Origin of the sequence: Pseudomonas sp. PA-1-3F, assembly GCF_021609665.1 — a bacterium.
Taxonomy (GTDB): domain Bacteria; phylum Pseudomonadota; class Gammaproteobacteria; order Pseudomonadales; family Pseudomonadaceae; genus Aquipseudomonas; species Aquipseudomonas paracarnis.
The window spans coordinates 120,134-144,326 of the sequence record NZ_WJZD01000003.1 but is presented as its reverse complement, the minus strand read 5'-3'; the positions used below and the strand labels follow the sequence as shown (position 1 = coordinate 144,326).

Below are 24,193 nucleotides of genomic sequence, written 5' to 3'. Positions count from 1 at the left end.
CCAATGCAAGTAACCGGTAATCTTGTGGCGAGGGAGCTTGCTCCCGCTGGAGTGCGAAGCGCTCCCAGGATCTTGGGGCCACTGCGCAGCCCAGCGGGAGCAAGCTCCCTCGCCACAGTGTAGCGCTCCCACATCTGGATCGAGGGTCAGTGATTGATTCCCCCGATCCTCACCAACCCCGCTTCAAGCCCAAACACCTCAACCCCCTGCGGCGTCGATTGCCCGGTGGTGACCTTCACTCGCTCTACCGGTTTATCCATCGCCGCCCGATACTCCACCGTCATGTCCGCGTGGATCGCCTGGCTGGGAATCACGATCGCCTGGTCATTGTTATAAGTGACAATCGTCAACCTCGCACTCATGCCCAGGCGCACCCGTTGTAACTGCTGGGGCGTCAGGGTGGGGATCGACAAGGTCACCGGAAACTGCGCACTGCCCTGGCTGTCGCTGGCGATGGCCAGGCCGCTGACCACGCTGACTGAACCTGTCAGCCGCTCGCCATCAAAGCCATCGCCCATGACTTCAACGGTCTGGCCCTGACGCAGCTGGTTGATATCCAGCTCTGAGACCTTGGCCACGATTTTCAAGCGTTCGATATTGGCCAGCCCGAACAGCACCTGGCCCTGGCTGACCTTGCTGCCGGCCTGCACCGGCGCGTTGTTATTGCCGCCACCTTGAGCGGTACTGGTGCCACCGGGCGCCGGTACCACAATGCCGGAGAAGGGCGCCTTGACCTCCTTGCCTTCGAGCAGTGTTTGCAAGGCTTCGTACTTCACCGTGGCATTGGTCAGCTCCATTTCGGCGATCTGCCGATATTCGCCCTGGCCTTGGTCCAGGGCTTGTTGCAGCTCACTGCGCGCCGCCGCCAAGTCCAATTGCTGTTGCTGGGTTTGCTGCTTGAGGTCGTCAAGTTCGTTACGAGGGATGATGCCGCGTTTGAACAGGTTTTCGCTCTCGGTAAGTTTGCGTTGGGTGTTGCCCGCGGTCATTTCAGCGGTGCGTAAACTGCGACGGGCGCGGCTGACGGTGGGGCTGCTGCCCCAGTCCTGCATTTCCTGCACGGTGCGTCGGGCCTTGAGTTGCGCGGAGAGGGCGTCGCGCAGCTGTACTTCAAGCGTCGCCGGGTCCATGCGCAACAGGACTTGGCCGGCCTCAACGCGCTGGCCTTGTTCGACCAGGTTGGCCAGCACATTGCCGTCGAATGGCGCCGTCAGGACGACGGTGGTGTCAGGCTCGATCTTGCCCACCAGCCCGATCTGGTGCACCAACGGGTCGGGCTTTACGGCCAGCCACTGTTCGCCTGTACCCGCCTGCTCAGCCCCGCTGCGTTGACTGAGCAGGGCGCCGGCCGCGCCGGCCAACAGCAGGAACAAGGCAACGGCCAGCAGGGATTTTTTATTAGTAGTCATTAAGGGCAATTTCCCAACTTTCCAGCGTCATGCCCAGGGTCAGGTCAAGCTGAGTCTGGGCGTTCAAATAAGCGATCAGCGCATTGAGCTGGGCGTTTTCGGTGTTGCGCAGGTCGGTCTCGAAGCTCAGCACCTGAAAGTTGGTGGAGCGCCCGGCGCTGAGCTTTTCCCGCTCGATCTCGATCTTGCGCCGCGACAACTCCACGGCGCGCTTGGATATTTCATATTGGCGCCAGCGGGTGCCAAGGTCGCGCACCACATTGTTGACGTTGCGCTCCAGCTCCTGGCGGGCGTCGGTAATGCGGATTTCCTGGTCTTCTACATTTACCCGTGCACGCACTTCGGCCTGGCGCGTGCTGATATCGCCAATAGGGATTTGCACTTGCACCCCGGCGTAACTGTCCCAGGTGCGGTTATTGTTATGGCCGTTGTCGTTATCGGTGGCGGCGCGTATCTGGTTGGCGCCGGCGACCAGGTCCACCTGCCAGCGCCCGGAATCCTTGGCGATCACCAGGTCGAGGTCGGCCTGTTGGCTACCGAGCAGGGCAGCGAGGTATTCCGGTTGCTGGTTTTGCGCGAGGTTGAAGGCCTGCCGCTTATCGATCTCCATGGGGGTGGCTTCCAGTGCCTCGGTGGCGCGCACCGGTGTCGACAAGTCCAGGGCCAGCAGGCGCAGCAACGCCAGGCGGCTGGTGTCGAGTTGGTTGCGCGCTTCTTCCACGCCTAATTGCTGGGTGGCGATATCGGCTTCGGTCTGCACGATCTCGAATTCGGCCATGCGCCCGGCGCTGATCAGCGCTTTGTTCACCTCCAGTAAAGTATTGGAGCGTTTGAGCGCTTCCTGGACGATCACCAACTGTTCCTGGGCGCGCAACAATTCGCGGTAGGTGGCGATGATCTGGCTGATGGTCTGCGCCACGGTGGCCTTGAGGTTCAGGCGGTTGGCCTGCTCGGCCAGGCGCGACAGGCGCAGCGGTGCGGTGGTGGCATCCCAGCCGGCCCCGCGCATCAGCGGTTGGATGATCGCAAGGTCCAGGCCGTCGCTGCGGTAGCGGCCGGCGCGGTTGGCGTTGTTCAACTGCTGGGTCCAGGCCATGCTCAAGCGCGTGCCGTATTCGCCGAGCAGGCTGCTGGTGGGCGCGACGTTGGCGTTGCGCGCATTGTCTTGGGAGCCACGGGTGCTGCGGTAATAGCTGTTGAGGGTGAGTTTGGGGTTGAACACGTCTTCGGCCACGCGCAGGTCGAATTTCTGCGCCACCCGTTGCAGGTAGGCGCTGCGGATCGCCGGGTTATTACGCAGGCCCAGGTACACCGCGTCCCCCAGGGTCATGGTGGTGGCCTGGGCATTCAGCGAGACGCTACGCTCGTAGCCGCTGCGGGTAGTGCTGGGTGCCTGAGGGTTGATCACTACGTCGGCGGCCATGCCCGGCAGGCTGGTCAGCATGAGCAGTGCCATGTACTTATTCATCGCGCAGGGCCTCGACCGGCTGCAAGCGTGAGGCCGACACCGCCGGGTAAATGCCAAAGAACAAACCCACCAGCAACGTGCTGCCCACGCCCAGGGGCAGGGCAGCCACTGCCAACGCAAAGGCCCAGCCCGACAGCCACGCATACAGCCAGGCAGCGGTCATGCCCAGGACTGCGCCGCACAGCGCACCCACGGCGGTGAGAGTGACCGCTTCGAGCAAAAACAGGTTGCGGATATCCCGCTGGCGCGCGCCCAGGGCCATGCGGATGCCGATCTCACGGCGACGTTCCGAGACGTTCATCAGCATCACGTTCATCACCCCGACACCGCCGCCCACCAGGGAGATCGCGCCGAGGGCCAGGAGTAGATAGGCAAAGGTGCGGCTTTGGCGGGTCATGCCATCGATCATTTGCTGGGGCACCGTGATGTCGACGCTATGGTCGCTGAGCTGGGGTTGCAGCGCGGTGGCGGCGTCCCTGGCGATACGTTCCATGTCCTGTCCCGGCGCTGCGCGAATGATCAGGTTGTTGATCTGCGGGTTGGCGTAGATGCGGCGCATGCCCTCGGCGGGAATAAACAACGATTCGTTGGCTTGCACCGGCATCAGCATGGCCCTGGGCTGGTTGTGCAGGATACCCACCACCAGAAACAGGTAATCGTTGATACGCACACGGTCGCCCAGTTGCAGCGGGTCACCTGGCGCGCCAAGGGCCTGGGCGAGTTGGTCGCCGATCACTCCGTAGGTTTCGTTGGCGTCGAAGGGTGACAAGAAGCGCCCCTCACGCAGCGCCAGGCGCATGGCGTCCTGGATATCCGCAGTACTGCCGACAAAGTTGGCATTGGCGGTCCGCCCATGAAACACAATGGGCCCGCTGAACAGGCTGAGCGCGCCGATATGGGCAATGCCCGGCACTGCCCGCCGTACCGCATCCAGATCGAGCTGGGTGCGCATCGGCACATTGCTGCTGCCCTTGGGCGGGAACTGGGCGATGAGGGTATCGGTACCCATGTCCTTGAAAATCATCGCCGCATCCACCGCCGCGTTGTGGCCGATATTGATCAGCGCCACCACCGAGGAACTGCCGATGACGATCCCCAAGAGCGCCAGGATCGAACGCTTGCCCAGGGTACGCAGGCTGATAAAGGCTTCATGCAGCAGTTGGCTGAGGCTCTGCTCGACCCGCAGGCTCATGGGCGCCCAGCCTCATGCACCACGCCGTTGCGCACCAGGATCTTGCGCTCCAGGCGCTCGGCAATGTGGGGGTCGTGGGTGACGATGATCAGCGTCACCTGTTGCTCGCGGTTGAGGTTCAACAGCAGGTCCATGATCTCTTGGGCGGTAGTGCTGTCGAGGTTGCCGGTGGGTTCGTCGGCCAGGATCACCGAGGGCTTGCCGACCAAGGCGCGGGCAATGGCCACACGTTGGCGCTGCCCACCGGAGAGGTCGGCGGGGCGATGTTGGGCGCGTTCGGCGAGGCCGACTTGTGCGAGCATGCGCTGGGCGTGTTCCACCGATTCATGCCGCGACACGCCTCGATAACTCAAGGGCAGCGCGACGTTGTCCAGGGCACTGAGGCGTGGCAGCAGGTTGAAGCTCTGGAACACGAAACCGATCTGCTGGTTGCGGATCGCCGCCAGCTCATCGGGGGTGGCGTTGAAAATATCGTGGCCGGCAAAGTGGTACTGGCCGCAGTTGGGCAGGTCCAGCAGGCCGAGGATATTGAGCAGGGTGCTTTTGCCGGAGCCAGAGGCACCGAGAATGCCGCAGCTGTCACCGCTGGCGATGGACAGGCACACGTCATTGAGAATGCTCAATTCTTGCCCGGCGAGCTGATAGCGCTTACCGATGCCTTGCAGGGAAATCAAGCCGGGTTGCGCGGGGGTCTGTGTCATCATGACTACGCCTGCAGTCTCGACGGTACCGCCTTGCTCCCCGAAACTCCTTGTAACAAGTTCAGAAGCTGCCTGTAGCCGTCACGGACTGGTTTTATTTCTTGTTTTTAAAATATTGTTTGAATAGTAACTGCCTTCCTGACGCTTCGCCAGCCGTCGAGGTAGAGCGGTTTTACCGGTTGAAACGATTTTCTCAGCGGGTGTAAGAGGTGGGTAAAAACTCTACGATTTGCCTCAAAAGCCCGGATATAAGGGCTTTGCACGATATGGCGGAGTGTCACTACTTGATTTCGACGGGCCGCCCCGGTATAAAAAATCAAATTATTTTTTAAAACAATATTTCCGCCGTGGAACCCATATGGTCGCGAAGAAACTCAGCGCTCCAAACGTTACCAAGACTCGACTGCTGGATGCGACAGAGGCTCTTTTCATCAAGTACGGCTATGACGCCGTGTTGCTACGGCAGATAACCGAGCGTGCCCAGGTCAACCTGGCGGCGGTGAACTACCACTTCGGGGACAAGGACTCCCTGATGAAAACCTTGCTGATGCAGCGCCTGGAGCCCCTCAACGAGCAACGCCTGGAACTCCTGGCGCGCTGTGAAGCCGAATCCGATGGCCCGCTCGATTGCGACACACTCCTGGGCGTGCTGTTTGCCCCGGCCATGGGCCTGGAGCGCAGCGACCCGGCCAGCGGGGAAGGGCGTTCGTTCATTCGCTTCCTGGGCCGGGTCTACAGCGACACCTCGCCGTTTATCCAGGAATACCTCAAGGTCCATTACCAGCCGGTGTTCCAGCGTTTCTTCGAAGCCTTCGCCCTGGCCCTGCCGGATTTGCCACGTAATGAACTGGGGGTGCGCCTGCAATTTGCCCTCAAGGCCATTTCCGGGGTCATGGCCGGCACCGAACTGCGCCTGCTGATGAACTCCATGAGCCTGGGCCGCCCGGCCACGGATGCCGAGGTGATGGCCAAGCTGATCACGCTGGTGTCGGCGGCGATTCGGGTGCCGCAGCAAAGCCAGGAAGCCGAAACGGCACTGGCCAAGGTGCTGGAAACCCAGCGCGCCCTACGCGAACACCACGCCCTGTAGGAGCGAGCTTGCTCGCGAAAAACGTCAACGATAACGCGAGCATTCTGGCTAACCGCGGCGTCATTGCGTTCTTCGCGAGCAAGCTCGCTGCTACAGAGGTTGGCCCTTTTTTCGGAGCCAAAAAACAGGTAAAAAAAAGCCCGCTGGGGCGGCGGGCTTGATATGCAACGTTTGTAACGGATGAGGCTTCACACTACGTCTCGGCTTGTGAATAAAACGTGAAAAATATGTAAGAGAAAGTGCGAATGTGTCGATGTACGTAAAGCTGCTCTCCAGCTGTCGCTAAATCTTCCAGCGTGCGGCACTTTTGCCAAGCCGTTGACGCATCTGATCGACGTTCGCCGCCAGTTGCAGGGTCAACAGGCGATACCCATCCAGCGCACTGTACACCGGTGCATCCAGCGCAGGCTCACTGGCATGGGCGTGACCGGTACGCTCCAACCGCTCCGTCACCCCCGATTTCAACGCGCGCGCCATCCCCACCAACTGCACCCGAATTTGCCGATGCTCGGCTTTCAACATGACTTGCATCCGCGCCGTGGCCTGCTCGTCGCGCGGGTCCGGCCGGGTATTGCCCAGAATCTCCAGGGTGCTGATGCACAGGCGCAGGTGCCGCTGGATCGCGTCCAGTTCAGTCATGGAAATCCGCACTTCCTTGGACACCGACGGCATCAACGAACGCAGTTGCACCATCGCCCCATTCAAACGGTTGAGCAGCTTGAGGTGTTCATCGTCAGTCACGGACTGGCCATTGATGATCCGGCTATAAATCTGCGCGCAGTCACGCAGGGCGCTGGCCAGGTTGTAGCGCCACGAATACACGGCGTACAACGGCAAGGCAAAGGAAAACGCCAGGGCCAGCACAATGCCGATGAGGATATCGACGGTGCGCCACAGGCCATCGGAGATCGGGTTGTCGCCATGGCCGGCGACGATAAACACCGTGATCGCCGACAGCAGCGCGATATAACCGCCCTTGCCGATGGCGTGATAGGAAAAGAACCCGCACACCACGGACATCAACAGATAGGTGAGCAACGGCAGGCCGAAGTAAGCCTGTTGTACCACCAGCAGCAAGCCGACGCTGGCGCCGATCAAGGTGCCGTAGGCGCGCTCGACGGCTTTTTTGCCGATATTGCCGTGGTGCTGCAACCCGCCGATGACGATCAGCATGGTCACCGACGCCCATTCACCGTGGGGCAGGTTGAGGCCGGTGGTCAGTAGGATGGTTGCCAGCAAACCCACCGATACGCGCGCGGCGTGGATCAGCTTGGCATGGCGAAAGCGGCGGTAGGGGTCGAGCAAGGGGCGCAGCAGGCGCCGGGCAAAGAAGGGCAGGTTCATCAGTCTTAAAATGGCCTCAAATGTATGAATGTGCTCGATTAAATGTGGGAGCTGGCTTGCCTGCGATAGCATCACCGCGACCTGACTGAAAGACCGAGGTGCTGGCATCGCAGGCAAGCCAGCTCCCACACTGACCTGTCTGCACATTGGAACGGGGTTGGCTTCAGAAGATGTAGTCGGTGGTCAGGAAGCTCGAATCGCGGTTGCGCAAAATATCGCTGACCAACGCCTTGTTACTCTCCTGGAACTTGGTCGCCACCAAGGTGCGGATCGAGAACACGCGCAAGGCGTCATGCACCGACAACGTGCCCTCGGCCGAGTTCTTGCGCCCGTTGAAGGGGAAGGTGTCCGGCCCGCGCTGGCATTGGGCGTTGATATTGATACGGCCCACCTGGTTGGCGAAGGTGTCCACCAGGCGTCCCACTGCCACGGGGTCGGTGCCGAAGAGGCTCAACTGCTGGCCGAAGTCCGAGTCCAGCACGTAGTCGATCACGGTCTCCAGGTCGCGATAGGGCACGATCGGCACCACGGGGCCGAATTGCTCTTCGTGGTAGACGCGCATCTGCGGGTTCACCGGGTACAGCACTGCCGGGTAGAAGAACGAACCACGGCTGCTGCCGCCCTCGGGGTTCATGACCTTGGCGCCATGGCGCGCCGCATCGGCCACCAGTTCGCTGAGGTAATCGACCTTGCCCACTTCCGGCAGTGGCGTCAGCGCCACGCCATCCTCCCACGGCATGCCGGGCTTGAGCGTCGCCAGCTTGGCGTTGAATTTCTCTATAAAGCGCTCGACCACGTCTTCATGCACGAACAGGATCTTCAACGCGGTGCAACGCTGGCCGTTGAACGACAGCGAGCCGGTGACCGCTTCGTTCACCGCATTGTCCAGGTCCACTTCGGGCAGCACGATCCCCGGGTTTTTGGCGTCCAGGCCCAGCGCAGCACGCAAACGGTGTGGCTTGGGGTGCAGTTTTTTCAAATCACTGGCGGCCTTGTTGGTGCCGATAAATGCAAAGATATCGATCTTGCCGCTGGCCATCAGCGCGCTCACGGTCTCGCGGCCGCTGCCGTAGATCACGTTGATCACCCCGGCCGGGAAGCTGTCGCGGAAGGCTTCCAGCAAAGGGCGGATCAACAGCACACCCAGCTTGGCCGGCTTGAACACCACGGTATTGCCCATGATCAAGGCCGGGATCAGCGTGGTGAAGGTCTCGTTCAACGGGTAGTTGTAAGGCCCCATGCACAACGCCACGCCTAGGGGGACGCGGCGGATCTGGCCGAGGGTGTCCTGCTCCAGTTCAAAACGACTGCTACGGCGGTCGAGTTCCTTGAGGGCATTGATGGTGTCGGTGATGTAGTCGCAGGTACGGTCGAATTCTTTCTGCGAGTCCTTGAGGTTCTTGCCGATCTCCCACATCAGCAGCTTGACTACCGCATCGCGCTGTTCGCGCATGCGCCGCAAAAACGCTTCGACGTGCTGGATACGCTCGACCACGCGCATCGTCGGCCATGCACCCTGGCCACGGTCGTAGGCGCGCACGGCAGCATCCAGGGCGGTGAGGGCGGTGTCGGCATCCAGCAACGGCGTGCTGCCGATGTGTACACGCTCATCACTCAGTTGCACGGGGCTTTGCACGCGGGCGAGCGGGCCGTTCCACACCTGCAACTGGCCATCGACCAGGTATTCACGTTGTTCAATGGGCGCCGCCAGGCGAAATTGCTCGGGAATCTGCGCGGTGGAGGTGGGAAACAGCTGGGCGAGCAGGTTGCTGGTGGTCATGTCGCTACCCTGGAATAGTTGCAAAACATGACTAGAGAGTCACCCAACAAGCGGCTCTAACGCAAGGCTTGCGCGCATTCTTGTTCGCAGGGTCGTGTACGCCGGGTAAACTGCGCGGCTTTTCAGAAGGAGTTCACATGAGTCAGTACCAGCCGGGCATTCTTGCCGCACCGGTGCCTTTGCAGGCCCGCCATCTGTTTTTTGCCCTGGATTCGTTGCAAGCCGTGCCCGCTGCGCTGGACGCGCTGGTGCAGTTGACGGATGCGGCGGCCGTGGTGGGGTTCGGTGAGCCGCTGGTGAAAGCGCTGGGCGCCCAGATCCCAGGGCTGCGCTCATTCCCGGCCGTTAGCGGCCCTGGCGCGCACAACCCGTCGACTCAGCAGGCGCTGTGGGTGTGGTTGCATGGGGTGGATCGCGGTGAGTTGTTGCTGCGCAGCCGTGCCGTGGAAAAAGCGCTGGCTCCGGCGTTTCGCCCGGTGCAATCGACTGAAGGTTTCCGCTACAAGACCGGCTTTGACCTGACCGACTACGAAGACGGCACCGAAAACCCCCACGACGATGCCGCCGTGCAAGCCGCGCTGACCGACACCGGCGCCAGCTTCGCCGCGATCCAGCAATGGCAGCACGACCTTGACGGTTTCGCCGCGCTGCCTGCCCAGGAGCGTGACCACATCATTGGCCGCCGCCATAGCGATAATGAAGAGCTCGACGATGCCCCCGAGTCAGCTCACACCAAGCGCACCGCCCAGGAAAGCTTTACCCCGGAAGCCTTCGTGGTGCGCCGCTCGATGCCCTGGGCCGAGAATGGCCAGGCTGGGTTGATGTTTCTCGCCTTCGGGCATTCCTTCGAGGCGTTTGAGGCCCAGCTTCGGCGTATGAGCGGGTTGGAGGATGGGATCGTCGATGGCCTGTATCGCATCAGTAAGCCGTTGACCGGTGGCTATTACTGGTGTCCGCCTGTCAGGGAAGGGCGCCTGGACCTGAGTCTGGTTTTTTAACCGCCTTTTTGCCTGCTCCCTCAAGCGCTTTTGAGCGCTTCCAGCCACGCGGGATCGAGCCGGGTTTGTTCGGTGTCGATCCCCAGTGCGTGCATCTTCGCCTCGTGTGCTTCGATTTCGCCGACCAGTTGCGCCTGGGCGCTGGAGTTGGCGTCCAGCTCGTGCATCTGCGTCAGCCCCAAGTGATAGAAGCGCAACAGCTTGATGGCTGCCGGGTCGTTGGCCTGCACCCGCTCGGTGACCTTGTGCATGACATTGGTCACGCTCATCAGGCTGCGCTTGAGTTGCCAGCCATACACCGCTGGCGCCAACCAGGCCTGGCTCCAGAACGGGCCACGCACCAGCGCGACCGTGATCAACACGCCGGCGAAGACGCCGCCGACGTTGAAGCGAAAATTGTCACCGCCAGGCTCACCGAACAGCATCACCGCCAGGCTCGACAGCAGCATGGCCAAGGCCAGGAACAGCGCCGCTACGATCAACGTGCTACGGCGGGTCTGTTGGCGATAGGCAGTGGGGTCGCAGGGTTTGAGTTCGAACATCCGGGCAGGTCTCCAAAAAGGGCGGTCATCTTCTCACGCCTGGCGTAATGAAGTTGAACGATGGCGCGGGGCGGTTTCTCTAAAATGGTGAACCCCTCATGAGGTCAGTCATCATGTCTGAACACAAGCAGCCACCCCCAGGTACATCGGATCCGAACCGTACGCCGGGTGAGGAGGAGCGTGATAACGATGCGTTGCGCCCCAACGATCCCAAAGAGCGTGGTCCGGACAACGATGTCGAGCGCGTCGAAGAAGACCTGGAAAACCTCCACGACAGAGCCCGCCCGCTTTAGCAGGAGAATATGATGAACAAACCTACCGATGGTCCCTCTTCCAACGAACACGCCAGTGGCAAGGATGAACTGGGCTTCGACCCGGACTCGCCGGATGTAGCCGACCCACAGGTCGATCCCATCGGCCCGGCTATTGCGCCGTTGGACAAAAAGGACGACGAGACAGCGAAAAAAAAGCCGCCCTACGATCCGTTGGGCGACTTGAAGCAATGAACCGAGCCCCGCCGTTGTGCGGGGCTTTGTTTACCTGGGCGGCGACCAGCTGACGTCGCTGATACCGTATTTTTCCGCCCAGGGCCGGGTGGTCTTTTTCACCTGTTCGTGACCTACGCGGCCGATGCGGCTGACATGGGCAATGTCGGCATCGACGGCCGCCCAATGCCAGGCCTCGGCGTTGTTCATCACTTCGGCGCGCACCACGAAAGACTTGGGTTTACCGTGTAGCTGATAGTGGACGGTGTAGATTTTTGCGGTACTCATGCTGCCTCCCAATCTTGTTATAGATGGATAGGCCGGCGCTCCAAAAGGTTCATTCAAAATGACAACGCAGGCAGAGGCGCGGCATAGTGACGCTCTTGCCCTGCGCCCAAGGATCGCGCCATGCACACACTCACCGATAGCCGCCTGTACCTGCAACGCCTGGGCTATGCATCGCCACCGCCGCCCACCCTGCAAACCCTGCGAGACTTGCAACTGCGCCATGTGTGCAGCTTTGCCTTTGAAAGCCTGTCGACCTTGATGCATGCACCGGTACCCATCGACCTGCCCAGCGTTGAGCGCAAGGTGCTGCACGAGGGGCGCGGCGGCTATTGCTACGAGTTGAACCAGCTGTTCCTGGCACTCTTGCAGGAACTGGGCTTCGAGGCCCGTGGCATCACCGGGCGTGTGGTGATCGGCGGCCCACCAGACGCCCACACTGGGCGAACCCATCGCTTGAGCCTGGTGACCCTCGACGGCGTGCGCTATATCACCGATGTCGGTTTTGGCGGCATGGTGCCCAGCAGCCCGTTGCAACTGGACAACGACGCACCCCAGGCCACCGCTCATGAGCCTTATCGCCTGACGCTCAAACACGGCAGCTACACGCTGTGGGCGCAGGTGGGCGAGGAGTGGCGTGGCCTGTACGTGTTCGATCTGCAAACCCAGGCCGACATCGACTATGAAATCGGCAACTGGTACGTCTCCACGCACCCAGGCTCCCCGTTTGTAGGGCAGTTGAAAGCCGCGTTGCTTGCGCCTGGCAGGCGCCATACGTTGGCCAACGCCCGCTATGCGGTTCATTACCTGGACCGGCCCAGCGAGAAGCGCAAGCTGGAGAGTGCTGATGAGTTGCTGACGTTATTGCGCGACACCTTCGGCATTTGTTTGCCGGCTCAGCCGCAACTTCGCGAAGCGGTTGAGCACCTAATCAGGGCCGATCTCGAAGAGTATTGAGATAGAGCCTTCGCTGAACCGTTTTTTCTCCATTTTGGTGCAAATCAGTTCGAACTTTTTGCAAACGCCAAGGTTCGAACCGATTCCTGAATACTTTGCCCACCTTAAAATGGAGATGTAAAACGATGTCCAAACTATTCGGAAAATTCCTCAAGAACACCTCGTTGCTGGCCCTGGTGGCCGCGCCTGGCGTGGTGTTCGCAGCACCTTCCACCGACCCGATTTCCACGTTCGGGATCATGGGCAGCTACAACGACTTCAAACTTGAAGGCGGTAGTGAAAGCGACAAGGACCACATGCCCGAAGCCGGCCTGTTCTATAACTTCGGCAACAAGCTCACCGCCGAATCCGGCTTCATTTACCAGGCCGGTATCGAAGCCAAGTACGGCGAGAAGAGCGATAACAAGCTCAAGGAAGGCCAGGCCGACCTCGACCTCGGCTGGCGTGCCGCGCTGGATGCGCGCAACTTCGTCGATGTGATCGTGGGCGGTGGCTACACCTGGACCCGCTACGAGCCGGACACCAATGGCTACGACATGAAGCTCACCAACAAGTCGCCGTTTGCCAAGGCAGCCCTGGGCTACAACCACCAGTTCGATGACATGACCCTGCGCGTTGAAGCCGGCGCCCGTCACACCATCGACGGCCGCGCCAAACTCAAGGTTGACGGTGTTGGCAGCGACAGCGTGGACCTCAAGGACCGCACCAACCCTTACGCCGAAGTCAGCCTGCTGATGAACCAGAAGGGCGACCTGCCAGTGATGGCGGGCTTGTACTACACGCGTACCGAGTACAAGCTCGACGACGACTCCTATGTGGCCGATAACACCAAGCTCAAGCGTGATGAGTATGGTTTCAAGGTGGGTATCGCGTTCTGACGCTGTTGCACTGAAAAAACGCCCCGAACTGCCGGGGCGTTTTTTTTCGGTTTGCAGGTCAGCCCAGTGCGGCCAGTTGCGCCACGGTTTCCGGAAAGCGCGCCACCAGGCGGATCAGGGTGACGGCCTGGGCGTTGGGTTTGGCCCGGCCTTGTTCCCAGTTCTCCAGGGTGCGGGTGTTGGTACGCAGATACATGGCGAATACCGACCGGGAGAGGTTGAGTTGCTGGCGCACAGCGATCACCTCGTCTGCGGTAAGCGGCGCCAGCTTGTTGAGGTGCACTTTGTGGTTGCGCAGGGTGATTTTACCCTGGCGTTCATCGGCCAAGGCGTCGAAGCCTTCGACCAGTTCGGAAAAGATGTCACGTTTCATCGTGCATTCTCGCTTTGATTTCCCTGTCCAGCATGTGTTTAAGGGCTTTCTTGTGTTGCGGTGCCAGGTCGTTTTGTTCGTGTTTGCCGTACAAGGTGAATAACCAGAATTGCGTACCGCCTGACCACCAGTAATAAATGACCCGCAGGCCACCGCGCTTGCCTTTGTTTCGTCGTTCATCGATGAAGCGAACCTTCCTCAACCCGCCCGTCCCTTCGATCACGTCTCCTGCTTCGGGGTTTTTCATTAACTCCTGTTGAAAACCCTGGAAAAGCTCGTCACTCAGATAGTCTTTGCGATACCGCTCGAATGCCGGCAGTTCGATAAATAGAGCATCCATGTTCTGTACGTTGCCTGCGTAGAGTTTGGTGGCCCACCCGCGTTGGGTCAAGTGACCTTGCTGTGGGAACTTTCTTAAAACGCAGACACCATACGGCCGGCTTCAGCGGGTAGATGCCAGATGAAGAGGTAGATCGAGGAGGAAAATTCAGCGAGTCGAGGAGGGAAAAGCAAGTTTCTGGGAAATGCAAAACGGCGCCCAAAGGCGCCGTTCTGTTTACTGCATCAACCTAAACGATCAAACGCCCAGCACCGCGTGCTGCACCAGGGTGAGCAACGGTTGTGGGTACACGCCCAGGAAGAACGCGAGCAGGGCGATAGCCAGCAGCATGACGCCGCCTGCCTTCTGTTCCCAATGCAGCTCGGCATCCACACGGCGCAGGTTTGGCTCGATCAGGTACAGGGTGACCATCACGCGCAGGTAGTAGAACACGCCGATGGCGCTGCCCAGTACCAGCGAGGCAACCAGCCACCATTCGTGGGCTTCGACACCGGTCGCGACGATGTAGAACTTGCCGATAAAGCCCGCTGTCAGCGGAATACCGGCCAACGACAGCATCATCACGGTGAGCACGGCGGTCAGGTACGGACGGCGCCAGAACAGGCCGCGGTATTCGTACAGGGCGTCGGCGTCACGGCCTTTGTACGGCGACGACATCAAGGTGATGACGCCGAACGCACCCAGGCTGGTGATCACGTAGGTGACCAAGTACACGCCGATGGCTTCTACAGCCAGGCCTTTGCTCGCCACCAGGGCGATCAGCAGGTAGCCGAAGTGGGCGATGGACGAATAACCCAGCAGGCGCTTGAGGTTGTTCTGGGTCAGGGCCAGCAGGTTACCGAACAGGATCGACGCAATGGCGATCACCGTCAGCACGTTGCTCAGCACGCCGGTGTTGGCGGCAGGGGAGATCTGGAACAGACGCACCATCACTGCAAACACGGCCACTTTCGACGCAGTCGCCAGGAACGCGGCCACCGGCGCCGGGGCGCCTTCGTACACGTCCGGGGTCCACAGGTGGAACGGCACCAGCGACAGCTTGAACGCCAGGCCGATCAGCATCATCGCCAGGCCCAGTTGGGCAATCGGCGCCGGGCTGTTGGTGGCGGCCAGCGCGTGGCCGATACCGGTGAAGCTCAGGCTGCCGGCTTCGGCGTAGAGCAGGGCCATACCGAACAACAGGAACGCGGAACCGGCGGCCGACAGCACCATGTACTTGATGCCGGCTTCCAGGGAGCGCTTGTTGAAGAAGGCGTAGGCCACCAGGCCGTAGGTCGGGATCGACAGCAGTTCCAGGCCGATGAACAGGCCCGCCAGGTGCTGCGCGCTGACCAGCACGATACCGCCGGCCGCAGCCAGCAGGATCAGCAGGTACAGCTCTTCGCGGTTGCCCGGGTAGCCGGTGCCGCCTTCGCCGAGGTAGGCGTGGGCGAGGGTGACGCAGGCCAGGGTCGCCACCAGGATCAGAGCGATGTACAGCAGCGCGAAGTCATCGACCATCATCAATGGCGTGACTGCCAGTGGCGCGACCTTGAGGGCCGGGATGATCGACAGCAGGGCCAGGTTCAACCCGGCGCAGGACAGCAGGAACGTTTGCGAGTGATTGCGGCGCCAGGCGATTGCCAGCATCACCACTACGATGGTGAGGCTGGTAATCAGCAGCGGCGCAAGCGCGATAAAGTGTTGGATCGTGAATTCCATAGCGCTCTTACCGGGCCGAAGCGAGTTGAGAGAAGGCGGTGCCGAACCACTGCTGCACGCCATGCATCGTTGCGGCAGAAGTGTCCAGGAACGGTTGCGGGTACACGCCGATGAAGATCAGCAACACCGCAAGGCCGAGCACCATGATCAGTTCGCGCGCATCCATCCCTTGCAGGACGGTGTCGGACTTGGCCGGGCCGAAATAGGCGCGGTGGATCATGATCAGCGAGTAGACCGAACCGAACACCAGGCCGGAGGTGGCGATGGCGCTGATCCACGGCGTCTGCACAAAGGCACCCATCAGGATCAGGAACTCGCCGATGAAGTTACCGGTACCCGGCAAGCCCAGCGAGGCGGCGGCAAAGAACAGGCTGATCGCCGGCAGGTAAGCGATGCGCGACCACACGCCACCCATTTCACGCATGTCACGGGTGTGCAGGCGCTCGTACAGCTGGCCACTCAGGATAAACAGCGCAGCGGCAGAAACACCGTGGGCCAACATCTGGATCACTGCGCCTTGCAACGCCAGCTGGCTGCCGGAGTAGATGCCGATCAGTACGAAACCCATGTGGGAAACGGACGAGAAGGCAATCAGGCGCTTGATGTCGGTTTGGGCGAAGGCCAGGAACGCACCGTAGAAAATCCCGATCAGACCCAGGGTCATGGCAATCGGCGCGAATTCGGCCGAAGCATTCGGGAACAGCGGCAGGGCGAAACGCAGCAGGCCGTAGGCAGCGGTCTTCAACAGGATACCGGCCAGGTCCACGGAACCGGCAGTCGGCGCCTGGGCGTGAGCGTCAGGCAACCAGGAGTGGAACGGCACCACCGGCAGCTTCACCGCGAAGGCGATGAAGAAGCCCAGCATCAGCACGTACTCGGTGGTCAACGACATCTTGGTCTTCAACAGATCGGCGTAGTTGAAGGTAATCACGCCGGTGTTGTTGAAGTTCACCAGTACCAAGCCCAGGATCGCCACCAACATGATCAGGCCGGAAGCCTGAGTGAAGATGAAGAACTTGGTCGCCGCGTAGATCCGGGTTTTCTTGCCGTCCGAAGAACTGTGACCCCAGAGCGCGATGAGGAAGTACATCGGCACCAGCATCATTTCCCAGAAGAAGAAGAACATGAACAGGTCCAGCGCCAGGAACACGCCGACAACGCCGCCCAGGATCCACATCAGGTTCAGGTGGAAGAAGCCCACGTGACGCTGGATCTCTTTCCAGGAGCAGAGTACCGAGAGGATACCCAGCAGGCCGGTCAGCAGGATCATCAACAGCGACAGGCCGTCGAGGGCCAGGTGCACGTTGATGCCGAAGCGCTGGATCCACACGTGCTTGAATTCAAGCGCGAAGGTGGGATCGACGCCCGGTGCCGGAGCGAATGAATAGTCACCATGGGCCCACAGCCAGAGGCCGAGCGCGAGTTCCAGGGACATGGTCAGCAACGCAATCCAGCGGGGGAGGGTGGCGCCGAAGCGTTCACCCATCCAGCAGAGCAGGCCGCCGATAAAGGGGATCAGGATTAGCCAGGGCAGAATCATGACGGGCTCGTTTCCTTTCGCAAGTTCGCAAAGTACGCAGTGCACTTAAACATAGTCAGACCGCTACCACGACGATGGCGCCGATCACCAGAACGGCACCCGCCGCCATGGACGCTGCATACCAACGCAATTGGCCGGTCTCGCTGCGGCTCAGGGCGGTGTGACCGGCCTTGGCGGCACGCGGGATCAAACCGATGGTCTGGTCGAGCGGGTCTTTGCGCAGCACGTGGCTGATCGCAAGGTAAGGTTTGACGAACAGTTTGTCGTAGATCCAATCGAAGCCCCAGGCAGCGAACCACCAGGCCGACAGGAAGCGACCAATGCCACTGTTGGCCACGGCAGTCACGAAGCGACGCTTGCCGAGGAACAGCAGAGCCGCCAGCAGGATACCGGCGATGGCGATGGCGCCCGAGGCGATTTCCAGGCTGTGCTGGGCTTCGCCGCCGGCATGGCCGACGCTTTGTGGCAATACACCGTGCAGTGGCGGGGTGATCATCGCACCGACGAAGGTCGACAGGATGATCAGCACCGACAGTGGCAACCAATGGGAGATGCCGTGGCCTGCGTGCGCTTCGGTCTTGGCTTCACCGTGGAAGGTGATGAAGATCAGGCGGAAGGTGTACAGCGAGGTCATGAACGCACCTACCAGGCCTGCGTACAGCAGGTTCTGGTTACCGCTGGCGAAAGCTTCCCAGAGGATTTCGTCCTTGGAGTAGAAGCCTGCGGTTACCAGCGGCAGGGCCGCCAGGGCGGCACCACCGACGATGAAGCTGGCGTACGCCAGTGGCAATTTCTTCCACAGGCCGCCCATCTTGAAGATGTTCTGCTCGTGGTGGCAGGCCACGATCACGGCGCCGGAGGCGAGGAACAGCAGGGCCTTGAAGAACGCGTGGGTCATCAGGTGGAAGATCGCCGCGTCCCAGGCGCCGACGCCCAGGGCCAGGAACATGTAGCCGATCTGGCTCATGGTCGAGTAGGCGAGGATACGCTTGATGTCGGTCTGCACCAGCGCGGCGAAGCCGGCCAGTACCAGGGTCACGCCGCCGACGATACCCACCAGGTGCAGGATGTCCGGCGCCAGGGTGAACAGGCCGTGGGTACGGGCGATCAGGTAGACACCGGCGGTTACCATGGTGGCGGCGTGGATCAGTGCCGATACCGGGGTAGGACCGGCCATTGCATCCGCCAGCCAGGTTTGCAGCGGCAGTTGCGCAGATTTACCCACGGCGCCACCCAGCAGCATCAGGGTAGCCAGGGTGATCCAGAAGTCGCCGACCTGGAATTTCTGCGGTGCCAGCACCAGCAGTTCCTGGATGTTCAGCGTGCCCACCTGTTGGAACAGGATGAACAGGCCGATGGCCATGAACACGTCGCCGATGCGGGTGACGATAAACGCCTTGAGTGCTGCGTTACCGTTGTTGCGATTGCTGTAGTAGAAACCGATCAACAGGTACGAGCACAGGCCCACGCCTTCCCAGCCGAAGTACAGGAACAACAGGTTATCGCCCAGCACCAGGAACAGCATGCTGGCGATAAACAGGTTGGTGTACGAGAAGAAGCGCGAGTAGCCCGCTTCACCGCGCATGTACCAGGACGCGAACAGGTGGATCAGGAAGCCCACACCCACCACCACGCCGAGCATGGTGATCGACAGGCCGTCGATGTAGAGGGCGAAGTTGGGCTTGAAGCCCTCGACCGCCATCCACTGCCACAGCACCAGGGTGTAGTGACCACCTTCGGGCGGCGCCACGTTGAATTGCCAGATGACGTAGGCGGCCACGATGGCCGACAGGCCGATGGAGCCCACGCCGATCAGGGCCGAGAGGTTCTCCGACCAGCGCCCGCGAGAGAACGACAGCAGCAGGAAACCGATCAGGGGGAATACGAAAGTCAGAAAGATCATGTTCATCCGCGCATCTCACTGGCAGCGTCGATATCAAGCGTGTGGAAGCGACGATACAGCTGCAGCAGGATCGCCAGGCCAATACTGGCTTCGGCGGCTGCCAGGCTGATCACCAGGATGAACATCACTTGCCCATCCGGCTGGCCCCAACGTGCGCCTGCCACGATGAACGCCAGTGCCGCAGCGTTCATCATGATTTCCAGGCTCATCAACACGAACAGAATGTTACGGCGAACCATCAGGCCGACCAGGCCAAGGCAGAACAGGATGCCGGCGACCGCCAGACCATGCTCCAAAGGGATAGCAGGCATCGTCATTGCTCCTTGGCTTCGTTGCGGCCCAAGTGGAAGGCAGTGATGGCTGCGGCGAGCAGCAGCATCGAAGCCAGTTCGACCACCAGCAGGTACGGGCCGAACAGGCTGATGCCCACGGCTTTCGCGTCTACGGTGGTGTGGCCGATGGCCTGGCCGCTCTGGTGAGCGAACAGCACATACAGCAGTTCACCCAGCAGCAGGGCTGCGAGGACAACCGGGCCGAGCCAGATGCCGGGCTTGAGCCAGACGCGCTCCTGGGCGACCGAAGCCGGCCCCAGGTTGAGCATCATCACCACAAACACGAACAGCACCATGATGGCGCCGGCGTAGGCGATCACTTCCAGCACACCGGCGAACGGTGCGCCGAGGCTGAAAAAGGTCATGGCCACGGCGATCAGCGAAATGATCAGGTAGAGCAGGGCGTGCACGGGGTTAGTGTTGGTGATCACGCGAAGCGTGGACACCACTGCAATACCCGATGCGAAATAGAAAGCGAATTCCATCTTTCTTCCTTAAGGCAGCAAGCTCTTCACGTTGATCGGCTCGGCTTCGTTTTGTGCGGCGCCTTTTGGCTTACCGGCAACGGCCATACCTGCAACACGATAGAAGTTGTAATCAGGGTTTTTACCGGGACCAGAGATCAAAAGATCTTCTTTCTCGTACACCAGGTCCTGACGTTTGAACTCGGCCATCTCGAAATCCGGCGTCAGCTGGATCGCGGTGGTCGGGCAAGCTTCCTCGCAGAGGCCGCAGAAAATGCAGCGCGAGAAGTTGATGCGGAAGAAGTCCGGGTACCAGCGACCATCTTCGGTTTCAGCTTTCTGCAGGGAAATGCAACCCACCGGGCACGCCACGGCGCACAGGTTGCAGGCTACGCAACGCTCTTCGCCGTCGGGGTCGCGGGTCAGTACGATGCGGCCGCGATAGCGCGGCGGCAGGTACACCGCTTCTTCGGGGTATTGCAGGGTGTCGCGTTTGCGAAAGCCGTGACCGAACACCATCACCAGGCTTCGCAACTGGGTACCGGTACCCTTAACGATGTCGCCAATATATTTGAACATGGGTCAAATCCTCACTGAACCGCGGCAGCGGGCGTGTTCAACAACACGACGGCAGCCGTCACCAGCAAATTGATCAGGGTCAGCGGCAGGCAGAATCTCCAGCTGAAATCCATCACCTGGTCATAGCGCGGGCGCGGAATCGAGGCGCGCAGCAGGATGAACAGCATGATGAAGAACGCGGTCTTCAGGAAGAACCAGAAGAAGGCCAACTGCGGCAGGATGCCGAACGGACCGTGCCAGCCGCCGAAGAACAGCGTGACCAGCAGGGCCGAGATCAAGATGATGCCGATGTACTCACCGACGAAGAACATGCCCCACTTCATGCCGGCATATTCAATGTGGTAACCGTCGGCCAGTTCCTGTTCCGCTTCCGGCTGGTCGAAGGGGTGACGGTGAGTCACGGCCACGCCAGCGATGAAGAAGGTGCAGAAGCCGAAGAACTGCGGAATGATGAACCACAGGTTCTGCGCCTGGTACTCGACGATGTCGCGCATGTTGAACGAGCCAACCTGCACCACGATGCCCATCAGTGCCAACCCCATGAACACTTCATAGGATACGGTTTGGGCCGAGGCACGCAAGCTGCCCAGCAGGGCGAACTTGTTGTTGCTCGACCAACCGGCGAACAGCACCGCGTATACCGACAAACCGGCCATGGCGAAGAAGAACAGCAAACCGATGTTCAGGTCCGCCACGCCCCAGGTCGGGGTGATCGGGATGATCGCAAACGCAATCAGCAAGGCGCTCATGGCTACCACCGGTGCCAGGGTGAAGATCACCTTGTCGGCAAACGGCGGGGTCCAGTCTTCCTTGAAGAACATTTTCAGCATGTCGGCAGCGATCTGGAACATGCCGAACGGGCCAACGCGGTTCGGACCGTAACGGTCCTGCCACCAGCCCAGCAGGCGACGTTCGACGAAGCTGAGCAGGGCGCCCGCGACGACCACGGCCAACAGGATCACGATGGCCTTGACCACCGAGATGATCACGTCAATTACTTCCGGCGTGAACCAAGTCATTGCGCTGCCTCCTGCAGACCGTCAACGGTTTTGCCGAAAATGGCTGGCGGAATACCGGCGATGCCTTTAGGCAGTGCAACCAGGCCGGCACCCAACTCATCGTTGATACGCAGCGGCAGACGCAAGGTCTGGCCGGCCACGTTGAGGCTGAGCAAGGCACCGTCGTTGACGCCCAGGCGGTCGGCTTCGGACTTGGCCACGGACACATAGGCGGCGGGAATGCGCTCTTGAACCGGCGCGGCCTTGGAAGAAGTTTCTTCGCTGCCGAACAGGTGGAAGAACGGCACGACTTGCCAGGTGCCCGGCGCCGGGTTGAACGGACGCGGTACCGCAGCGAACCAGTTCAGCGAGTCACCGCTGGTTTCGATCAGGCGAGTGCCCGGGTCGCCAGCGCGGATGTGACCACCGACTTCGTCCTGGAACTTGTTCCAGGCTTGCGGCGAGTTCCAGCCCGGCGACCAGGCAAACGGCACCTGCTGACGGGGTTCGGCCGAACCCGAATAACCTTCCATGGAGAAGGCAAACGCGGTGTCGTTGTCTTGCGGGGTACGTGGCTCGTGCACGCTGATGTCAGCACGCATGGCGGTACGACCGGAGTAACGCAGCGGCTCACGTGCCAGTTTCAGGCCCTTGATGCGGAACGCGGCAGACGGCGCGGCATCGACGATACGAGCAAGCTGCGGCGCGCTGGCGGCGGTGGCAGCGGTCACGTGGTCGAGTTGGGTCCAGTCGATCGGCTGGTTCAGCAGGGTGGCGCGCAGGGCATGCAGCCAGCGCCAGCCTTCGTGCACCAGGATGCTGGCGTCCATGTACTTCGGATCGAACACCTGGAAGAAGCGCTGGGCGCGGCCTTCCTGGCTGACCAGGGTGCCGTCGCCTTCGGCGAAGGTGGCGGCTGGCAGTACCAGGTCGGCGCGGTCGCTGGTGGCGGTCTTCTGGTGGTCGGCGACGATCAGCACCTTGGCAGCATCCAGTGCAGCGTCAACCTTGGCGGCAGCGGTGCGGGTGTACAGGTCGTTTTCCAGCACCACGATGGCGTCGGCGTTGCCGTCGATCACCGCTTGCAGCGCCGCGTCCACGGACTCGCCACCGAGCATTGCCAAGCCCAGGCTGTTGGCTTCCGGCACCACCAGGCTGATGGAGCCATTTTTGTCGCGCAGCTTAAGGGCCTTGGCGATGTTGGCGGCGGCTTCGATCAGCGCCTTGGAACCCAACGAGGTACCGGCAATGATCAGCGGGCGCTTGGCCGCCAGCAGGGCGTCGGCAATGCGCTGAGCCAACTCGACAGCTTCAGCGTCCAGGCCTTCAACGGCGGGTGCGCTGGCGTCGAGGGCGTGGGCCACGGCGAAACCGAGGCGCGCCAGGTCGTCCGGCGCGGCGTGTACGCATTCTTCAGCGATGTCGTCGAGCTTGGTTTCAGCCAGGGAAGCGATAAACAGAGGGTTCAGCGCGTGCTGGCCGATGTTCTTCACGGCGGCGTCAAGCCAAGGCTGTACGCGCATGGCGTCGGCCATTTCTTCGGCCTTGCCTTTGACCGACTGACGCAGCGACAGCGCGATGCGTGCAGCGGTCTGGGTCAGGTCTTCACCAAGTACGAAGATCGCATCGTGGTCTTCGATGTCGCGCATGTTCGGCACTGGCAGCGGGCTGTCGTTCAGCACTTGCAGGACCAGGCGGATGCGCTCCAGTTCACCGGCTTCGATGCCGCTGTAGAAATGCTCTGCACCCACCAGTTCACGCAAGGCGAAGTTGCTTTCGAGGCTGGCGCGTGGCGAACCGATACCGACGATAGTGCGCCCGCGCAACAGGTCGGCGGCTTTATCCAGCGCGGCGTCCAGGCTCAGCTTGGCGCCATCGGCCAGCAGCGGCTGGCGCGGACGGTCTTCGCGGTTTACGTAGCCATAGCCGAAGCGGCCACGGTCGCACAGGAAGTACTGGTTGACCGAACCGTTGAAGCGGTTTTCGATACGGCGCAATTCACCGTAGCGCTCGCCCGGCGAGATGTTGCAACCGCTGGAGCAGCCATGGCAGATGCTAGGTGCGAACTGCATGTCCCACTTGCGGTTGTAGCGCTCGGAGTGGGTCTTGTCGGTGAACACACCGGTGGGGCAGACCTCGGTGAGGTTGCCGGAGAATTCGCTTTCGAGCACGCCGTCTTCAACGCGACCGAAGTACACGTTGTCGTGGGCGCCGAATACGCCGAGGTCGGTGCCGCCGGCGTAGTCCTTGTAGAAGCGCACGCAGCGGTAGCAGGCGATGCAGCGGTTCATTTCGTGGGAAATGAACGGGCCGAGGTCCTGGTTCTGGTGGGTACGCTTGGTGAAGCGATAGCGGCGCTCGTTGTGGCCGGTCATCACCGTCATGTCTTGCAGGTGGCAGTGACCGCCTTCCTCACAGACCGGGCAGTCGTGGGGGTGGTTAGTCATCAGCCATTCGACAACGCTGGCGCGGAACGCCTTGGACTCTTCATCGTCGATGGAGATCCAGGTGTTGTCGGTGGCTGGGGTCATGCAGGACATGACGATACGACCACGGGTGTCGTTTTCGTCGGTGTATTGCTTTACCGCACACTGGCGACAGGCACCGACGCTACCGAGAGCGGGGTGCCAGCAGAAATACGGGATGTCGAGGCCGAGTGACAGACATGCCTGTAACAGGTTGTCCGCCCCATCGACTTCGAGCGCTTTGCCGTCTACGTGGATAGTGGCCATGGTTCAAAGTTCTTCGTTGGCCCGTTGTCAGCGGGCGTGGCTAATGGAATCTTGTTATTCATGTGCATCTACACAGCCTTTGCGGCGTCAGCACATGAGAAA

Annotated in this window: 25 protein-coding genes; 7 read left to right on the top strand and 18 right to left on the bottom strand. The window is 61.0% G+C overall.

The window, feature by feature from the left end; genetic code table 11:
• Positions 1 to 146: 146 nt before the first annotated feature.
• From GIV26_RS03090 to GIV26_RS03075, 4 genes are read right to left on the bottom strand one after another with little or no spacing between them, the layout of a single operon-like run.
• Positions 147 to 1,409 (bottom strand): efflux RND transporter periplasmic adaptor subunit, encoded by a 1,263-nt coding sequence (locus tag GIV26_RS03090; RefSeq protein ID WP_236279479.1) that lies wholly within the window; start codon positions 1,407 to 1,409, stop codon positions 147 to 149.
• Positions 1,399 to 2,877: a TolC family protein gene (locus tag GIV26_RS03085; protein WP_236279478.1), complete on the bottom strand. Its 1,479-nt coding sequence runs from the start codon at positions 2,875 to 2,877 to the stop codon at positions 1,399 to 1,401. The genes GIV26_RS03090 and GIV26_RS03085 overlap by 11 nt, the downstream gene beginning before the upstream one ends.
• A complete protein-coding gene (locus tag GIV26_RS03080; RefSeq protein WP_236279477.1) occupies positions 2,870 to 4,069 on the bottom strand; it encodes an ABC transporter permease in 1,200 nt (399 codons plus the stop codon). The genes GIV26_RS03085 and GIV26_RS03080 overlap by 8 nt, the downstream gene beginning before the upstream one ends.
• The gene (locus tag GIV26_RS03075) at positions 4,066 to 4,773 is read right to left on the bottom strand and encodes an ABC transporter ATP-binding protein (RefSeq protein ID WP_236279476.1); all 708 of its coding nucleotides are present in this window, start codon (positions 4,771 to 4,773) and stop codon (positions 4,066 to 4,068) included. The genes GIV26_RS03080 and GIV26_RS03075 overlap by 4 nt, the downstream gene beginning before the upstream one ends.
• Positions 4,774 to 5,128: 355 nt before the next feature.
• On the opposite strand from GIV26_RS03075, the gene GIV26_RS03070 reads away from it, so the two are divergent.
• A complete protein-coding gene (locus GIV26_RS03070) occupies positions 5,129 to 5,860 on the top strand; it encodes a TetR/AcrR family transcriptional regulator (protein WP_034127895.1) in 732 nt (243 codons plus the stop codon).
• A gap of 8 nt (positions 5,861 to 5,868) precedes the next feature.
• Positions 5,869 to 6,021, top strand: a complete 153-nt coding sequence (locus GIV26_RS03065) for a hypothetical protein (protein WP_236279507.1) — start codon at positions 5,869 to 5,871, stop codon at positions 6,019 to 6,021.
• A 121-nt stretch (positions 6,022 to 6,142) separates the two neighbouring features.
• Here the strand turns inward: GIV26_RS03065 and GIV26_RS03060 are convergent, their stop codons facing one another.
• Both GIV26_RS03060 and GIV26_RS03055 read right to left on the bottom strand, forming a co-directional pair.
• Positions 6,143 to 7,204: an FUSC family protein gene (locus GIV26_RS03060; RefSeq protein ID WP_034127894.1), complete on the bottom strand. Its 1,062-nt coding sequence runs from the start codon at positions 7,202 to 7,204 to the stop codon at positions 6,143 to 6,145.
• A gap of 163 nt (positions 7,205 to 7,367) precedes the next feature.
• The gene (locus GIV26_RS03055; protein WP_089042242.1) at positions 7,368 to 8,984 is read right to left on the bottom strand and encodes an NADP-dependent glyceraldehyde-3-phosphate dehydrogenase; all 1,617 of its coding nucleotides are present in this window, start codon (positions 8,982 to 8,984) and stop codon (positions 7,368 to 7,370) included.
• Between the two features lie 137 nt (positions 8,985 to 9,121).
• Between GIV26_RS03055 and GIV26_RS03050 the strand changes: the two genes are divergently transcribed.
• Complete coding sequence (locus tag GIV26_RS03050) at positions 9,122 to 9,982, top strand: Dyp-type peroxidase (RefSeq protein ID WP_236279475.1); 861 nt, start codon at positions 9,122 to 9,124, stop codon at positions 9,980 to 9,982.
• A gap of 20 nt (positions 9,983 to 10,002) precedes the next feature.
• On the opposite strand, the gene GIV26_RS03045 is transcribed toward GIV26_RS03050, so the two are convergent.
• Positions 10,003 to 10,524 carry a DUF3087 family protein gene (locus tag GIV26_RS03045; RefSeq protein ID WP_236279474.1) on the bottom strand — a complete coding sequence of 174 codons (522 nt, stop codon included), beginning with the start codon at positions 10,522 to 10,524 and terminating at the stop codon, positions 10,003 to 10,005.
• A 113-nt stretch (positions 10,525 to 10,637) separates the two neighbouring features.
• Here GIV26_RS03045 and GIV26_RS03040 point away from each other — a divergent pair, with 113 nt between their 5' ends.
• Both GIV26_RS03040 and GIV26_RS03035 read left to right on the top strand, forming a co-directional pair.
• Positions 10,638 to 10,817 carry a hypothetical protein gene (locus GIV26_RS03040; RefSeq protein WP_096143821.1) on the top strand — a complete coding sequence of 60 codons (180 nt, stop codon included), beginning with the start codon at positions 10,638 to 10,640 and terminating at the stop codon, positions 10,815 to 10,817.
• Between the two features lie 12 nt (positions 10,818 to 10,829).
• Positions 10,830 to 11,030, top strand: a complete 201-nt coding sequence (locus GIV26_RS03035; protein ID WP_032902837.1) for a DUF6021 family protein — start codon at positions 10,830 to 10,832, stop codon at positions 11,028 to 11,030.
• Positions 11,031 to 11,060: 30 nt separating this feature from the next.
• Here GIV26_RS03035 and GIV26_RS03030 read toward each other — a convergent pair whose 3' ends face one another.
• Positions 11,061 to 11,297 carry a DUF6555 family protein gene (locus tag GIV26_RS03030; RefSeq protein ID WP_003192128.1) on the bottom strand — a complete coding sequence of 79 codons (237 nt, stop codon included), beginning with the start codon at positions 11,295 to 11,297 and terminating at the stop codon, positions 11,061 to 11,063.
• A 120-nt stretch (positions 11,298 to 11,417) separates the two neighbouring features.
• On the opposite strand from GIV26_RS03030, the gene GIV26_RS03025 reads away from it, so the two are divergent.
• Together GIV26_RS03025 and GIV26_RS03020 are read left to right on the top strand one after the other, a co-directional pair.
• Positions 11,418 to 12,251, top strand: a complete 834-nt coding sequence (locus GIV26_RS03025; RefSeq protein WP_072446046.1) for an arylamine N-acetyltransferase family protein — start codon at positions 11,418 to 11,420, stop codon at positions 12,249 to 12,251.
• A 125-nt stretch (positions 12,252 to 12,376) separates the two neighbouring features.
• Positions 12,377 to 13,129 (top strand): outer membrane beta-barrel protein, encoded by a 753-nt coding sequence (locus tag GIV26_RS03020; RefSeq protein ID WP_236279473.1) that lies wholly within the window; start codon positions 12,377 to 12,379, stop codon positions 13,127 to 13,129.
• Positions 13,130 to 13,187: 58 nt separating this feature from the next.
• Here the strand turns inward: GIV26_RS03020 and GIV26_RS03015 are convergent, their stop codons facing one another.
• From GIV26_RS03015 to nuoG, 10 genes are all read right to left on the bottom strand, one after another.
• Positions 13,188 to 13,502 (bottom strand): helix-turn-helix domain-containing protein, encoded by a 315-nt coding sequence (locus tag GIV26_RS03015; RefSeq protein WP_014718915.1) that lies wholly within the window; start codon positions 13,500 to 13,502, stop codon positions 13,188 to 13,190.
• Positions 13,492 to 13,842, bottom strand: coding sequence for a toxin (locus GIV26_RS03010; protein WP_072433924.1), 351 nt, complete (start codon positions 13,840 to 13,842; stop codon positions 13,492 to 13,494). The genes GIV26_RS03015 and GIV26_RS03010 overlap by 11 nt, the downstream gene beginning before the upstream one ends.
• A gap of 237 nt (positions 13,843 to 14,079) precedes the next feature.
• Positions 14,080 to 15,543: an NADH-quinone oxidoreductase subunit NuoN gene (gene nuoN, locus GIV26_RS03005; protein ID WP_003174731.1), complete on the bottom strand. Its 1,464-nt coding sequence runs from the start codon at positions 15,541 to 15,543 to the stop codon at positions 14,080 to 14,082.
• Between the two features lie 7 nt (positions 15,544 to 15,550).
• Positions 15,551 to 17,083 carry an NADH-quinone oxidoreductase subunit M gene (nuoM, locus tag GIV26_RS03000; protein WP_014718913.1) on the bottom strand — a complete coding sequence of 511 codons (1,533 nt, stop codon included), beginning with the start codon at positions 17,081 to 17,083 and terminating at the stop codon, positions 15,551 to 15,553.
• Between the two features lie 55 nt (positions 17,084 to 17,138).
• Complete coding sequence (gene nuoL / locus GIV26_RS02995) at positions 17,139 to 18,992, bottom strand: NADH-quinone oxidoreductase subunit L (protein ID WP_014718912.1); 1,854 nt, start codon at positions 18,990 to 18,992, stop codon at positions 17,139 to 17,141.
• Positions 18,989 to 19,297 carry an NADH-quinone oxidoreductase subunit NuoK gene (gene nuoK, locus GIV26_RS02990; protein ID WP_003174727.1) on the bottom strand — a complete coding sequence of 103 codons (309 nt, stop codon included), beginning with the start codon at positions 19,295 to 19,297 and terminating at the stop codon, positions 18,989 to 18,991. Before nuoK ends, nuoL begins: the two co-directional genes overlap by 4 nt.
• 2 nt (positions 19,298 to 19,299) lie before the next feature.
• Positions 19,300 to 19,803, bottom strand: a complete 504-nt coding sequence (nuoJ, locus tag GIV26_RS02985) for an NADH-quinone oxidoreductase subunit J (RefSeq protein ID WP_003174726.1) — start codon at positions 19,801 to 19,803, stop codon at positions 19,300 to 19,302.
• Between the two features lie 9 nt (positions 19,804 to 19,812).
• On the bottom strand, positions 19,813 to 20,361 hold the full coding sequence (gene nuoI / locus GIV26_RS02980) for an NADH-quinone oxidoreductase subunit NuoI (protein ID WP_003174725.1): 549 nt from the start codon (positions 20,359 to 20,361) through the stop codon (positions 19,813 to 19,815).
• A gap of 11 nt (positions 20,362 to 20,372) precedes the next feature.
• On the bottom strand, positions 20,373 to 21,380 hold the full coding sequence (gene nuoH, locus GIV26_RS02975; protein WP_003174724.1) for an NADH-quinone oxidoreductase subunit NuoH: 1,008 nt from the start codon (positions 21,378 to 21,380) through the stop codon (positions 20,373 to 20,375).
• Positions 21,377 to 24,091, bottom strand: a complete 2,715-nt coding sequence (nuoG, locus tag GIV26_RS02970; RefSeq protein ID WP_034127886.1) for an NADH-quinone oxidoreductase subunit NuoG — start codon at positions 24,089 to 24,091, stop codon at positions 21,377 to 21,379. The genes nuoH and nuoG overlap by 4 nt, the downstream gene beginning before the upstream one ends.
• Between the last annotated feature and the right edge of the window lie 102 nt (positions 24,092 to 24,193).